Here is a 15,225-nt window from a genome sequence, read left to right as displayed (position 1 = left end):
TAAGGGGAGTAGATAATGATTAATCGACCTATCATTGCTTTAGATTTTCAGAATAGAATGCAAACGACAGATTTTTTACAGTTATTTCCTCAAGATGAACAACTATTTGTTAAAGTTGGTATGGAATTGTTTTACAGTGAAGGAACTCGTTTTGTTGAAGAATTAATTGATCAGGGGCATGACATTTTTCTTGATTTAAAATGTCATGATATTCCAAATACTGTTCGGCAAACTATGACCAGTTTAAGTCGACTAGGTATTTCATTAACAACAGTCCATGCGGCTGGTGGCGTTGAAATGATGAAATATGCATTAGATGGATTAGACCAAGGTAATTCCTCAATAAAAATGCCGAAAATAATCGCAATTACACAATTAACTTCTACCAGCCAAGAACAACTAGAAACGGAACAATTGGTTGAACGACCATTAATTGAAAGTGTCGTTAATTACGCTAAGTTAACAGAATTAGCTGGATTAGCGGGTGTTGTTTGTTCAGCACAAGAAGCTAAAATAATTAAGGAAGCAACTTCCAAAAACTTTTTGGCAGTCACACCTGGAATACGATTGGAAGGGCAGGCAGTAAGTGATCAAAAAAGAGTAATGACACCAGCTGCTGCAAAAAGAAATCAAAGTAGCGCCATCGTTGTCGGACGATCAATAACGCAAGCAGTAGATCCGTTTGCTGCTTACCAAGCAATCAAAAAAATGTGGGAGGAAGCTTAAATGAATTTAGCAGAGACAGTTGCCAGTGATTTATTAGAGATTGGTGCCGTAACTTTATCGCCAAAGAAGCCGTTTATTTGGGCAAGTGGACTAAAAAGTCCAATTTATTGTGATAATCGGTTAACGATTAGTTATCCTGAAATTCGTACTAGAATCGCTAAAGGCATAGCAGGTATTATTCGTGAAAAATATCCTGATACAGAGGTAATTGCAGGAACGGCAACTGCAGGAATACCCCATGCAGCATGGATTGCTAATGAATTAAATTTACCGTTAATTTATGTTAGAACAAAGCCTAAAGATCATGGTACTGGTCAACAAATTGAAGGACGATTAATCAAAGGACAAAAAACTATTTTAATTGATGATCTCATTTCAACTGGTGGAAGTGTTATTCAAGCAGTTAATGCAGCAAAAAATGAAGGCGCTGATGTTCTAGGTGTCATCGGTATTTTTAGTTATGAACTAGCGGCAAGTACGACAAATTTTGCTGATATTAAAACACCTTTTGAGACATTAACTAATTATTCAACACTTATTAAAGTAGCTAAGGAACAAGAAAAAATTAATTCTGATGAAAAATTATTATTGGATAAATGGCGTATCAATCCAAGTAATTGGTTATAGTAAAAAAGTTTCAACTAAGAATAATTTCTTAGTTGAAACTTTTTATTTACGACGCATAGCCATAATTTTTTGTAAGTCTGGTGTAATAAAGGTTGAGTTTTGACCTTCGTAGACAACAAAACCTGGCTTTGAGCCATTGGGCTTTTTAATCCGTTTAACTTGGATATAATCTACTGGAACAGATGCTGATTGACGATATTTTGAGAAATAAGCAGCTAAGTTAGCCGCTTCTGTGACTGTTTCATCACTAGGATTAGAACTGTGAATAATTACATGGGAACCAGGAATGTTTTTAGCATGTAGCCAGATGTCAGATTTATTGGCTGTCTTCATGGTTAGTTGATCATTTTGAAGATTATTCTTACCAACAGAGATAAGGGTTCCATCTGTTGCATAATATTCATCTGGTTTACTTATTTTAATTTTAATTGCTTTTTTATTTTTATTCAATTTTTGTTCTTTTAATAAACCTTGTTGTTGTAATTCAACCTTAATATCTGGTAAGTCTTTAGGTTCAGCTAACTCGATTTCTGATTGAATTTCTTCTAAGTAAGCAATTTCTTTTTTATTTAGGAGAAGTTGCTCATTAACAAATATAACTGCATTCTTTTGTTTTTGATATTTTTTAAAATATTTTTGTGCATTTTTTGAAGGTGAAATTTGATTGGATAATTGAATGGTCATTTCTTTTTCATTATCATAGAAATTAGGTAATGAAACTTCTGTCATTCCTTGTTTAACTAAGTGAAGATAAGTAGTTAATAATTCACCTTGGACCCGTAATTGATCCGCTGTTTCAGTATTTTTTAAAGTTTTTTCTAATTTTTTTTGTTTACCACGGTTCTTTTTGAGCTCATTTTTAACAACGCGGATTAAATGGCTACCTTGTTGTTGAACGCGGTCTTTATTTGCTTTATCGAGATAGTAAGTATCCAGCATTTCGCTTAATGAATCGAATTCTTGACCAGTACCAATTTCTTTATTTGGAATGGCCGAAAAATCAAGACGTTTGCCAGATAAAATAGTTGGTGTCGGTGTATCAAATTGTGTGAAGAAAGTTGACCAGCTGACACTAGGGTCTTCAACATTAGTATGAAGTGCAGTTGCAAGATCTAAACTAGATTGACCAGCGAGACCTTGATAGCTATTTTGAAGTTCCTTCGCTAGGACTTCCTTATTTGGAAACTCGGATAAAAGTTTTTTAAATGTATCAGTTGTATCTGTAAATGGATTTAATTTATCTTGAGCTGGTGGCTGACGATAGGTTGCACCAGGTATTAGCATACGATATCGATTTTGGTCTGAACTAATATGTTTAATGGTATCCAAAACCTTATCATTAGTTGGATTAATTAGTAGACAATTACTATAACGTCCCATCATTTCTAAACTTAAAATTAGAGGTTGTTCATCACCAAGTTCATTTCTAGTTAAAAATGAAAAATTAATAATACGATCATTAGCAATCTGATCAATTGCTACAAGTTGACCGCTCTCTAAATATTTACGAAGCATCATAGTAAAATTAGTTGGTGTTTTAGGATTTGAATAGGGAATATTTGTAATTTGTGCACGAGCATAACTTGAATGTGCAGATAATAGTAAGGGTTGATTCTTTCTATTTGCACGAATTGTAATAATAACCTCATTAGGGTAGGGTTGTGATATTTTTGAGACCCGACCACCGATTAGTTTGGTTCTTAGTTCACTAATCATTGCATGAGTAAAAACGCCATCAAATGACATTTAATCAACTCACTTTCTATAAAATATGTTTAATAACTACAAGTGTAACGTTTTAAACGATAAATCGCAAAGAATCATTATTGAATAGTTTTCTTGCCATTTTTAGTCTATATATTGTATAATGCAAGGTATATCGAATTTAAGGGGTCAACAAAATGAAAACAAGTCTTGAAAACTTACTATCAATTGATAAACAGTATAAAGTGATTTTACAACGTTTAACTAAAAAAAATCAATTAACAATATCTGAGTGGCAGTTATTAAAGAAAATAAGTGCTAAATTTAACACACAGGAAAAATTGGCCGTAGAAACAGATCTAGATATCTCAACACTAAGTCGACAATTAAAACGCTTAGTTGAAAAAGAAATGCTTGATAAGCATAGTATCGGTGACGATAAACGCCAATTGATTTATACAATGACTGAAATCGGCGTTGAGTCGTCAAAAGCAGTTGATAAAGGTTTTACTGAACTTGAAGCAACTATTTTTGAAAAGTGGCCAGAAGATGAACAAAATTTATTAAGAATATTATTAAATCGCTTAGACAAAAGTCTAACGAGGACTGACGTTTAAACCGTCATAAAATGAGGTGTTTAATTAATGAAAATAGCAATTGTAACAGATAGTACTTCGTACCTATCTAAAGATCAGATTGAAGAGAACAATATTACTATAATTCCTATCCCAGTCATTATTGACAATAAAATTTATAATGAAGGCGTTGATATTACAACTGAAGGATTCTATGAAAAATTAAAGACATCTGCATCCTTTCCAAGTACCTCACAGCCTTCTGTTGGGGAAATGATTAACTTATATGATAAATTAGGTAGCGAAGGCTATGATATTATTTTAAGTATTCATTTAACAAATACAATTTCAGGATTTATTGATAATTTAAAAAATATAGCACCAACAATTGAGTCAACTCGTGTGATACCGTATGATTCTGGTATCACAGTTATGTTAATGGGATATTTAGCTTTGGAAGCTGCTAAAATGGCTAAAGAAGATGCCTCTATCGATGATATCATTGCCCGATTAGATGATTTGAAGACAACGTTAGGTGAATATTTCATTGTTGATGATTTGCAAAATCTTGTACGAGGCGGTCGTTTGTCTAATGCTTCAGCCTTTATTGGAAGTGTTCTTAAAATTAAGCCAATTTTAACATTTGATAGTGTTTCAAATAAAATTGTTGCATTTGAAAAGATTAGATCAACTAAGAAGGCAATTAAGCGTGTAGAAGATTTATTTGAAGAGCATCGTGCATCTGTTGATTATCCTTTACGTGGACTTATTATTCATGCAAATGATGAAACGTCAGCAATTAAGTGGCAGACTAAAATGAAGAAGAAATATCCTGATATGACATTTGATATCAGTTACTTTGGACCAGTCATTGGGACACATTTAGGTGAAAAAGCATTAGCATTAGCGTGGATTAAAGACTTTGATCAAGCTTAAGAGTTATTAAAACTAACAACCGGTTTAATCGGTTGTTAGTTTTTTGTTTTCAAATAATAATTAAGATGTAACTGTGACTAGATAATAGTATGTCGGAGAAAATAATTTTAAGTTAATAGATAAAGTTTAAAAGCATCAAATGAGTGGTAAATTGAGACTTATCATATTAACACTATCCAACTTTAGTTAAAACACACAATTTAATGAAAGTTTAGTAGCGCAATATCTTACTGATTTTAAACAAGTCTATTTAAATTATCATTCGTTTTGTATTTGTATCTCGCTCATTTTATTTTATGTAAATATAATTTGTTCATCATAAAATATATTTACAATTATTATTCTCCAATAAATTATATAATTAACACTAATATTTGTAGATACATATCAAGCATGACGACCATAATTTGCCAAATTATGGTATTAGCTATATAAGGATTACTTAAAATCTAAAGTATTAAATATATTAGTTATTTTGTGAATAAACACTAATTTTAAATAATATGTATCATACTGTTTGATATAAGAACATTTTGCGTTCAACTTTCATTAAAGTTGAATTGTAACTCTTTAATGTGTTATTCTCTACGTATTAAACTATCCGTTATAATGAGGTGTATTTTTGAGAAAAGAAAAATATTTAGAATTAATTGAGAATGAATTACAGTACCAACCTTGGTATGCGCAGGAATACTATCAATCTAAATCTACAATCCCCCTATCCAATGCAACGTTATATCAATATTTAACAGAGTTTAGACGTTTTTTTGATTGGTTACTGGCAGAAGGTATTGTTAACGAAAAATCAATTAAGACAATCGATATTAGTGTTTTAGAACATTTAAAAAAGGAAGATATGGAACTATATAAATCCTCCCTACTTTCTAGAAGTAAATCAAATAATGCAAATAGCAACACACAACTCTCTAGGAGCACTGTAAATCGTTCTCTAACAGCGATTTCTTCATTGTTCAGGTATCTTTCTGAAGAAACGGAAAAAGAAGATGGAGAGCCATATTTTTATCGTAATGTGATGAAAAAAATTACTGTCGTAAAAGATAACGAAACGTTTGCTACACGTGCAGCAAATATTAAAGATAAATTAATGCTTGGAACTGAAGATCGTGATTATATTAACTTTATTGATCAAAAATATGCCGATTTGTTAAAGCCTAAAGGTCTTTCCTTTTTCAAACGGGATAAAGATCGCGATATTGCTATTAACGCTTTAATGCTAGGTAGTGGTTTACGGGTTTCAGAAGTTGCAAATAGTGACCTACCTGATTTAAATTTAAAAACAAATAATATTACCGTCATTCGAAAAGGTGGCAAGAAGGATACTGTGCCAATTGCACCGTGGGTAATCCCCTATCTTGTTAAATATATTGAAGTGCGTACAATGAACTATAAAGTAGATAAAATGGAAAAAGCCCTATTTTGTTCATCATATCGTGGAATTGGAAAACGCATTGAGAGTGGTACAATTGAAAAATTGGTAGCCAAGTACTCATCTGCATTTAAAGTCCGTGTTACGCCGCATAAACTACGCCATACACTCGCTTCTAAATTGTACCTAGAGACGAAGAATGAACAACTTGTAGCAACACAATTGGGTCAGAGTTCGACAAGTGCAACTGCGTTATATACCCATATGATTGATGAAGAACAACGGAATGCTATTAATAAATTATAAAATAAAAACGATTAACTCGATATTGAGTTAATCGTTTTTATTTTATGACTTTCCTTCCCATTCAGATTTGAAATTCTCAAGGAAATCTAACATAATTTGATGTCTATTTTTAGCCATTCGTTTTCCTGGTTCAGTGTTCATTGTTTCTGTAAGTGTCAATAACTTTTCGTAGAAATGGTTAATGACCGTTTGATTCTCAATATTCCTGTATTCTTCTGGGGTCATATTTCTTCTTGGACCACGATGTGGATCATATATTTTACTGCCAACATGTCCACCGTAATAAAAAGTTCTAGCAATACCGACAGCACCAATTGCATCTAATCGATCAGCATCTTGAACAACTTTTGCTTCTTCGGGCAAGTTAATAGTATTATCGTTCAATTGGTTTTTAAAAGAAATTGATTTAATAATTATTAAAATATCATTAATTTGAAGTGAAGTTAAATCAATAGATGTTAAAAAATTTGTTAAATTAGTTACTTCTTCTTTAACATTATCGACTACTTTATCATCAATTACGTCATGTAAATAACTACTAAGAACAATTATTAAATAATTGATATTATGAATTTCTGAGGCAATCGTTTTTGAATTTGTAACGACTCGTTCAATATGAGCAAAGTCATGTCCAGAAGTATCTGACGCTAATTTATTTTGCGTATATATTTTAACTGCTTGAATTTGTTCTTCAGGTAGCATCCTAAATTCTCCTTAAAATAAAAAAGCTTAGAGATAAAGTCTAAACTTTTAAGATTTTTTATTAAGCTTCAAAAACAGCTTGTAATTGAGGAACAACTTGTTTTTTTCTTGAAACAACACCAGGTAATGACAATTTGTTATCAGAAAGTTTTGTGTTGAAGGCTTTTTCAACCATTTCTTTAGGTTCTCCAACAACTAATAGTTCTGAATCACTGTCTAGGATATTTGTAACTAATAGTAAGAATAAATCATAATTATTAGCTTTACTATCATCTTCAATCGCTGAAACTAGTGCAGCTTCACGGTTAAAAACTTCTTCTAAATCAACGGTATTAACTTGAGCAACACGTACTGTTTTACCAGCCATATCAAAAGATTTGGCATCTCCGTTAATCAATTCTGTTTCAGTTTTGCTAGATAAATTAGTTCCAGCTTTTAACATATCTAATCCGTATACATTGTAATCAGTGTTACTAATTTTAGAAAGTGCTTTAGTTGCTTCAATATCAACTGGAGTCGTTGTAGGTGATTTGAATAACAATGTATCAGAAATAATAGCTGACATCATTAATCCTGCAATATTAGCAGGAATTTCAATATTGTTTTCATTAAACATTTTCCATAGGATGGTACTTGAACAACCGACAGCCTCTGCGCGGAAATTAAGAGGCATATTGGTTGTGAAATTAGCAATACGATGATGATCGACAACGTCTGTTACAACAAGATCAGCGATATCAGAAACACTTTGTTGAGATTCATTATGATCAACTAACATAACTGATTCAACCTCATTTTTAGCTGTTTCAATAATTCTTGGTTCAGGTTCATTAAAGTAATCTAAAACAAATTTTGTTTCTTCACTTAATGTTCCTAAGGTAACGGCTTCAGTATCGAAACCTAATTTATTTTGTAGATATGAGAATGCTTTAGCAGCTACAACTGCGTCTGTATCAGGACTTTGATGTCCAAAAATTAATTGTTTAGTCATTATTATAATCTCCTTTTTATTTGTTAATTTCTTTAAGTCGAGTCATGTAATCTTTTTCTTCTAAAAATTTATCAAATGCATTTAAAAAATGTTCATTTCTAGGAATTTCATCTTTATCTTTTCTAAAGACAAATGACAAATCAAATTTTATTTCTGGATCAAAATGAGATGTCCAAAGGTCTTTGCTTTCAGGATGAGCCGTTAAAAATGAAGTTGGTAATGCTGAATAAGCATGTGTTGCACGAGCAAATTTTAAAATCTGTGTGGGTGATGTAAATCTAGCAACACTCTTTGGCAGGTTAACTAATTGATTTTGATAAATTGTTTTAATTGTTTTATCAAGATAATAATCACTTGGATAAGTGACCCAAACATTATCAATTGTTTCTTGAAGTCTAACTTTCTTTTTAGAAGATAACTTTTCATTATGATGTAAAAACAATAAATCTTCAGTAAAGATTTTCTTACTTTCGTATGGTTTCCAGTTTTTAATACTTTCATCTGGAAGATACATAATAGCTAAATCAATTTTATTATTCTCAAGTTCACTCCAAATTTCTTTACGCGTTAGTAAATGGAATGACACAATAATATCTGGATTATTTTTATAGTACTGGATAACAAAATCATCAAACACTTCGTCTTCGATTGAAGCCAAAATCCCGATAGTAATTTCTCCTTGTGTTGCACTTGTTGATTGTTGAATTTCATTCGTTGCTTTATTTAATGTTTCATAGATTTGGTGTGTTGCATCTAGCATTGTATAGCCAGCATCAGAAAGATGTAATTTTTTACCAACAGAATAAAAAAGTGGTGCACCAACTGTTCTTTCTAATTTTTTAATTTGCTGTGTTAATGCAGGTTGTGTGATTCCTAATATTTGGGCTGCTTGCGTATAATTCATTATATCTGCAAGCTGTAAAAAATATGTTAACGTTTTTGATGAAAATATATTTTCTTGCTTTGTTTTCATATTAGCGTGATCTCCTCAGTTCTAGAAATTAATAGTCATATTAGTATAATAAGCGTAATAAAAAAAAAGAGCAAACAAATTTGCCTTTTTTTAACAATTTAATTATTAATTAATCTCATTTAAATTATTAGGTATTCCTAATTGTTCTGTATCAATAACAAATGAACCATTTGAATATCTATCAGATAGCGGATATGACATTGGTTCGATAATAAATTCATTGCCACTTTCAGTAAGGGCATTTAAATTCACATCTTTAGTAATGAGTTTCATGCCAACGACTCTATGAGGTTCCTTCTTAAGCTCTCTAAGAACAAGAACGCCACGTTTCGCCCTACTTGTCGAGCTCACTTCTGATACAGCCATACGCTTAAATGAACCGCGCTGTGTTAATAATCCAATCTGACTATGTTCAGTTACTAAACAAGTAGCGGCAACATAATCATCCTTCTTAAGATTCATCGCGATTACACCAGCTGCTTTAGATCCGACAACAGGAACTTCTTCGAGAGGATACTTTAATCCATACCCATCATGTGAAGCACTAAAAATGAATAACGAGTCATCCGTTTCTTTCAAGTATGAAATCAAGATAACATCATCGTTAGCTTCCTTCAATTTCATGAATTTACTTGCATGACCTTTATAAGTTCGTCCGGGTTGTAAGTCGGAAACCAGTGTTTGTTTAATGAATCCATTTTTAGTTGCAAAAACAAATTTACCAGGGACATTCACTTTTTTGAAAGAAAATGCTTTAATTAAATATTCATCAGTATCTAATCCAATAGTTTGTGAAATATGTTCCCCAGTATCTTTCCACTTTGCCTCAGTTATTTCATGAATTGGACGGTAAATCATATTTCCCTTATTTGTAAACATAAATAGATGATCTAATGTGTTAACAGATTCATTAAATACAATTTGATCTTCGTTTTTCAAACCATTCTCATTTACTCCTGAGGCGTTAAATGACCGTAATGAGCTACGTTTGAGATAACCATCACGGCTAACTAATACTTGAACATCTTCGGGAGTTACTAAAACTGCTGTTTCAATCTTAATGTCTTCAATATGTTCTTGAATTTCAGTTAGTCGAGGTGTGGCATATTCTTTAGATACTTGTTTAAGCTCTTTTTTCACAACATCAGATAACTTACTAGGATCTGCCAATATTGCTTTGTAATCAATAATTTTTGCAGCAAGCTCTGCATTTTCTTTTTCAAGCGCAGTCACATCTGTATTAGACAAGCGGTACAGTTGTAATGAAACAATTGCTTCAGCTTGTTTTTCTGTGAAATCGAACAGATCCATTAAGCTTAATTTAGCACTCTTTTTATCTTTACTTGCACGGATTGCTTTAATTACTTTATCTAAAATTGATAAAGCTTTAATTAACCCTTCAACGATATGTTGACGAGACTCAGCCTTTTTTAAATCAAATTCAGTTCTTTTTTTCGTAACACTTAATTGATACTCTAAGTACGAAGATAAGAATTTTTTTAAGCCAACTAACTCAGGTCGTTGATGGTTAATTGCAACCATATTGAAATTATACGAAATTTGTAAATCAGTATTTTTAAATAAATAATTTAAAATACCTTGTGCATTGACGTTGCGTTTTAATTCAATTGCAATTTGTAGTCCTTCACGATCACTTTCATCTCGAACTTCAGCAATCCCATCAACTTTTTTTAATAAGCGAATTTCATCCATCTTTTTAACAAGAACAGCTTTATTCACTTCGTATGGAATTTCTGAAATAATAATTTGTGTTTTACCACCCTTTAGTTCTTGAATCTCAGTTCTAGAACGAACGACTACTTTACCACGCCCCGTTTTATAAGCACTCTGGATGCCGGATAGTCCTTGTAAAATACCACCGGTTGGAAAATCGGGGCCCTTAACGAATGACATTAATTTATCTAAAGTCGCATTTGGATGACCAATTAAATAAACAACGGCATCAACAACCTCGCTTAAATTATGAGGTGGAATTTCAGTTGCATACCCAGCTGAAATTCCCGTTGCACCATTTACTAACAAATTAGGAAATCTTGCTGGTAAAACAGTTGGTTCATACTCCGTATCATCAAAATTCAATACGAAATCAACCGTTTCTTTTTCAATATCACGTAGCATTTCAGTCGCAATTTTACTTGTACGAGCTTCTGTGTAACGCATTGCGGCAGGAGAATCACCATCCATTGACCCATTATTTCCGTGCATTTCAATTAATGGTGTTCGTAATTTCCAGTTTTGACTCATACGGACCATAGCTTCGTAAATTGAGCTATCTCCATGAGGATGAAAATTACCCATAACATTTCCGACAGATTTAGCAGATTTTCTAAACCCTTTATCATATGTGTTACCATCTTGATTCATTGCGTATAAAATACGACGTTGAACAGGTTTTAGGCCATCACGTATATCAGGTAAAGCACGTTCTTGAATAATATATTTAGAATAACGACCAAATCGTTCACCCATAACATCTTCTAAGGTCAGCTCTTGAATTTTTGATGTATCTTTTTCTATAGCCAAATTAATAATCCTCCTTCCTTAGTCAGTCGTTGTTTGATCTTCAAATAATGTTAAATCTTCTTCATTTTTTAAATCAGTAACTTGTTTACTTGATACCTTATCAAGGATACTACCGTCCTCTTCAAGTGAAAATTGAACATTTTCTTCAATCCAATTTCGACGAGGTTCTACCTTGTCGCCCATTAAGGTTGTCACTCTTTTTTCAGCAAGTGCAGGATCATCAATTCGAATTCTAACTAAAGTTCTTGTCATTGGATCCATAGTTGTTTCCCATAATTGATCTGCATTCATTTCGCCCAGACCTTTAAATCGTTGTAGGTTGTAACCACGTCCAATTTTTGTTGTTGCTTTATCAAGCTCTTCATCGGTCCAAGCATAGATACTCTCTATTTTTTTACCCGTTCCTTTTTGAATTTTATATAAAGGTGGTAAAGCAATATAGATTTTCCCAGCATCAATTAGTGGACGCATATATTTATAGAAAAATGTCAATAATAAGGTTTGGATGTGCGCACCATCAGTATCAGCATCAGTCATGATAATAATTTTATCGTAGTTACTGTCTTCGAGCTTAAATTCAGCACCAACACCTGCGCCAACTGTATAAATCATTGTATTAATTTCTTCATTTTTTAAAATATCTTGTAATTTTGCCTTTTCAGTATTCAATACCTTACCACGTAAAGGTAGAATGGCTTGGAATTTGCGTTCACGACCTTGTTTAGCTGAACCACCGGCAGAATCACCTTCGACTAAAAACAACTCATTTTTCTTAGCGTTTTTCGATTGTGCAGGTGTTAATTTCCCAGATAATAAGCGATCATTTTTCTTTTTCTTTTTCCCATTTCTTGAATCATCACGAGCCTTACGAGCTGCTTCTCGAGCCTCTCTAGCTTTAATTGATTTTCTAACAAGTTCTTGTGCAAACTCACCATTTTCCATCAAATAAAACCCAAGTTTTTCACTCAGAACGCTATCGACGATAGATCTTGCTTCGGGTGTACCTAATTTACCCTTCGTTTGTCCTTCGAATTGCAATAACTCTTCAGGTATTCGCACTGAAATGACTCCTGAAAGGCCCTCTCGAACATCACTACCTTCTAAATTACGATCTTTATCTTTTAAAAGACCTAATTTTCTGGCATATTCGTTAAATGCTTTTGTCCAAGCAGACTTCATTCCTGCTTCATGTGTACCACCATCTTTTGTCCGAACGTTATTAACAAAGGACATTAAGTTTTCTGAGTAGCCATCATTATATTGTGCTGCAACTTCTACTTCAATTTTATCTTTAATGCCATCAAAATACATCACTTCGCCAAGTGTATCTTTGTCTTCGTTTAAATAAGCAACGAATTCTTTAATACCTTCTTCAAAATGATAGATATCTTGTTTATCAGTTCTTTCATCTGTTAAAACAATTTTGACACCACGTAATAAAAAGGCAGACTCTTTTAATCTTTCAGCTAAAATATCATACTTATAAATTGTAGTTGAAAAAATACTTTCATCGGGTTTAAAAGTTACTGTTGTTCCATTTGCTCGTTTAGTTGCACCTAATTTTTTTAAAGTCCCAACTGGATGCCCACCATTTTTAAACTTTTCTTCATAACGAATACCATCACGAACGGTATCAACTGTTAATGATGAAGATAATGCGTTAACGACACTTGCGCCAACGCCATGTAGTCCACCAGACGTTTTATATCCGCCTTGGCCAAATTTTCCACCAGCATGTAAGACAGTGAAGATAACTTCAACAGTTGGTATTCCTGATGCATGCATACCAATAGGCATACCACGACCATAATCTACAACAGTAATACTGTTATCACTGTGGATTGTAACGTCGATTTGTGAACCATATCCTGACAAGGCTTCATCAACTGCGTTATCAACAATCTCGTAGACAAGATGATGTAATCCCTTGCCATCTGTCGACCCAATATACATACCAGGTCGTTTTCTAACTGCTTCTAGTCCTTCAAGAACTTGAATTGAATCATCATTGTATTTTGTTTTATTTTGATTAGTCATTCAGTTAAACGCCCCTTACTCTGTATTCCTACAGTAACGTTACTATAATAACCTATTCTTTTTTAAAATGTAAAGAGAAATCCGAATAGATGTTCTATTTTATAAAAAATTTTGGTGTCTTCTTAAAAGAATGTTAAAATACTACTTATTGGATTTACTGGCTGAAAGGAGTGAATTATCATGGGTACAATCATATTAATGTTGATTATCGCTTATATTTTAGGATCAATTCCATCAGGGGTTTGGATTGGAAAATATTTTTATCAAAAGGATATCAGAAATTTTGGTAGTGGTAATGTTGGTACAACTAATACTTATCGAGTTCTTGGACCAAAAGCAGGGACTGTTGTCTTAGTGATGGATATATCAAAAGGAATTATAGCTGCAAGCCTCCCTTATATGTTTGGGGTCGCATCAACCGTTAGTCCTTTACTAATTGGTGTAGGTGCAGTAGCTGGACATACATTCTCAATATTTACTGGATTTAAAGGTGGTAAGGCAGTTGCTACTGGTGCGGGTATTTTATTACCGTATAATCCGCTATTTTTTCTTATCGCTTGTACCATGTTTATTTCTTTAATACTTTTAACGAGTATGGTAAGTGTTGCAAGTGTCATTGGATTTATTGGTATTACGATAACAGCGATATTATTTCAAGATTGGTTATTAACTAGTATTGCAGGTATTTTGACTATATTTGTTATTTATAAACATAGAGACAACATAAAACGTATTTTAAATGGTACTGAGAGTATGGTACCTTTTGGTCTTGGATTATATTTACGAAATAAAAAAAATCGATGATTATTTCATCGATTTTTTTTTTAAAATACTGTGATTTCATACGAACCTTCGAACGATTTATTTTTTTCTAACGTATAAATATTACTTTTATCTGATAAATTACCAGTAGATTCAATATTATCAGCTACTCCCCACCATGGTTCAATACAAACAAATGGTGAATTTTCAGGATATTTCGACCAGATACCAACGTAATCTGCACCATTTAATGTCACGGAAACACCATGATCATCTTCAGGTGTTGAAAGTAAGATAGTCGTTTCTAGTTGTTTCAATTCGTAAATTAAGGCATCATTTTTGAATGTTTCGCGAGATAACTTAATAGGTTCGTTGAACTTAACTGATTTTGCATTTTCGATATCGCTAAAAGGTCCAACTAGTGGAATTTGACGTCTTTCAACATTTGGTGCCACTTCAATTTGATAATTTTCTAGATTTAAATAAGCATTTTTAAGTGGTACGTTAAATGCTGGGTGTCCTCCGATAGAAAATAACAAAGGATTTTCATCGGGGTTATAAACATCGTAAATTACTTTTATTTGATGATTAGTTAAAATGTAATGTAATCTCAATCTAAAATTAAACGGATACTTTGAGATTGTTTCTGGGGATGAACCTAATTCCAGAACAACTGATGTTTTACTTTTAGAAACCACTGTAAAAAGCATGTCACGGGCAAAGCCATGTTGACCCATTTTATATGTTTTATGATCATACGCATATTCATCATTTTTTAAACGCCCAACAAATGGAAACAATACTGGGGCATGTCTACCCCAGTATTGTTTATCTGCTTGCCAAATATATTCAATAGATGTGTCATTTCCGGTAATACTGATTAATTCAGCACCTTGTTCAGCAATTTTGACTGTGATGAAATCATTTTTAAGTTCAACTGTCATTTTAGTTCACC

13 protein-coding genes are annotated in these 15,225 nt (G+C 32.6%); 6 read left to right on the top strand and 7 right to left on the bottom strand.

The genetic code is table 11. The features are described from left to right. Positions 1-12 precede the first annotated feature (12 nt). The gene (gene pyrF, locus AC1RPK_RS02475; protein WP_481761408.1) at positions 13-726 is read left to right on the top strand and encodes an orotidine-5'-phosphate decarboxylase; all 714 of its coding nucleotides are present in this window, start codon (positions 13-15) and stop codon (positions 724-726) included. Beyond that, positions 727-1,353, top strand: a complete 627-nt coding sequence (gene pyrE / locus AC1RPK_RS02470; protein WP_481761315.1) for an orotate phosphoribosyltransferase — start codon at positions 727-729, stop codon at positions 1,351-1,353. 42 nt (positions 1,354-1,395) lie between these two features. Here the strand turns inward: pyrE and AC1RPK_RS02465 are convergent, their stop codons facing one another. Then, positions 1,396-3,099 (bottom strand): NFACT RNA binding domain-containing protein, encoded by a 1,704-nt coding sequence (locus AC1RPK_RS02465; RefSeq protein ID WP_481761316.1) that lies wholly within the window; start codon positions 3,097-3,099, stop codon positions 1,396-1,398. Positions 3,100-3,254: 155 nt separating this feature from the next. Between AC1RPK_RS02465 and AC1RPK_RS02460 the strand changes: the two genes are divergently transcribed. The 3 genes from AC1RPK_RS02460 (at position 3,255) to xerS (ending at position 6,261) form a co-directional block, all read left to right on the top strand. Then, positions 3,255-3,674 (top strand): MarR family winged helix-turn-helix transcriptional regulator, encoded by a 420-nt coding sequence (locus AC1RPK_RS02460; protein WP_481761317.1) that lies wholly within the window; start codon positions 3,255-3,257, stop codon positions 3,672-3,674. Between the two features lie 27 nt (positions 3,675-3,701). Then, positions 3,702-4,568 (top strand): DegV family protein, encoded by an 867-nt coding sequence (locus tag AC1RPK_RS02455; RefSeq protein WP_481761318.1) that lies wholly within the window; start codon positions 3,702-3,704, stop codon positions 4,566-4,568. 622 nt (positions 4,569-5,190) lie between these two features. Continuing rightward, positions 5,191-6,261 carry a tyrosine recombinase XerS gene (gene xerS / locus AC1RPK_RS02450; protein WP_409022540.1) on the top strand — a complete coding sequence of 357 codons (1,071 nt, stop codon included), beginning with the start codon at positions 5,191-5,193 and terminating at the stop codon, positions 6,259-6,261. 42 nt (positions 6,262-6,303) lie between these two features. On the opposite strand, the gene AC1RPK_RS02445 is transcribed toward xerS, so the two are convergent. The 5 genes from AC1RPK_RS02445 to parE form a co-directional block, all read right to left on the bottom strand. Continuing rightward, positions 6,304-6,963, bottom strand: a complete 660-nt coding sequence (locus AC1RPK_RS02445) for an HD domain-containing protein (RefSeq protein WP_481761319.1) — start codon at positions 6,961-6,963, stop codon at positions 6,304-6,306. A 61-nt stretch (positions 6,964-7,024) separates the two neighbouring features. Continuing rightward, positions 7,025-7,954 carry a manganese-dependent inorganic pyrophosphatase gene (locus tag AC1RPK_RS02440; RefSeq protein WP_481761321.1) on the bottom strand — a complete coding sequence of 310 codons (930 nt, stop codon included), beginning with the start codon at positions 7,952-7,954 and terminating at the stop codon, positions 7,025-7,027. Between the two features lie 16 nt (positions 7,955-7,970). Beyond that, a complete protein-coding gene (locus AC1RPK_RS02435; protein ID WP_481761322.1) occupies positions 7,971-8,927 on the bottom strand; it encodes a LysR family transcriptional regulator in 957 nt (318 codons plus the stop codon). A 105-nt stretch (positions 8,928-9,032) separates the two neighbouring features. After that, complete coding sequence (gene parC, locus AC1RPK_RS02430) at positions 9,033-11,465, bottom strand: DNA topoisomerase IV subunit A (RefSeq protein WP_481761409.1); 2,433 nt, start codon at positions 11,463-11,465, stop codon at positions 9,033-9,035. Positions 11,466-11,489: 24 nt separating this feature from the next. Then, positions 11,490-13,508, bottom strand: coding sequence for a DNA topoisomerase IV subunit B (parE, locus tag AC1RPK_RS02425; protein ID WP_481761323.1), 2,019 nt, complete (start codon positions 13,506-13,508; stop codon positions 11,490-11,492). A gap of 180 nt (positions 13,509-13,688) precedes the next feature. On the opposite strand from parE, the gene plsY reads away from it, so the two are divergent. Next, positions 13,689-14,312 (top strand): glycerol-3-phosphate 1-O-acyltransferase PlsY, encoded by a 624-nt coding sequence (gene plsY, locus AC1RPK_RS02420; protein ID WP_481761324.1) that lies wholly within the window; start codon positions 13,689-13,691, stop codon positions 14,310-14,312. 20 nt (positions 14,313-14,332) lie between these two features. Here plsY and AC1RPK_RS02415 read toward each other — a convergent pair whose 3' ends face one another. Beyond that, positions 14,333-15,214, bottom strand: a complete 882-nt coding sequence (locus AC1RPK_RS02415) for an aldose 1-epimerase family protein (RefSeq protein WP_481761325.1) — start codon at positions 15,212-15,214, stop codon at positions 14,333-14,335. Positions 15,215-15,225 lie beyond the last annotated feature (11 nt).

Source organism: Dellaglioa sp. CoH-55-MRSF-6 (assembly GCF_056782215.1).
This window is presented reverse-complemented; position numbering and strand designations above follow the sequence as displayed.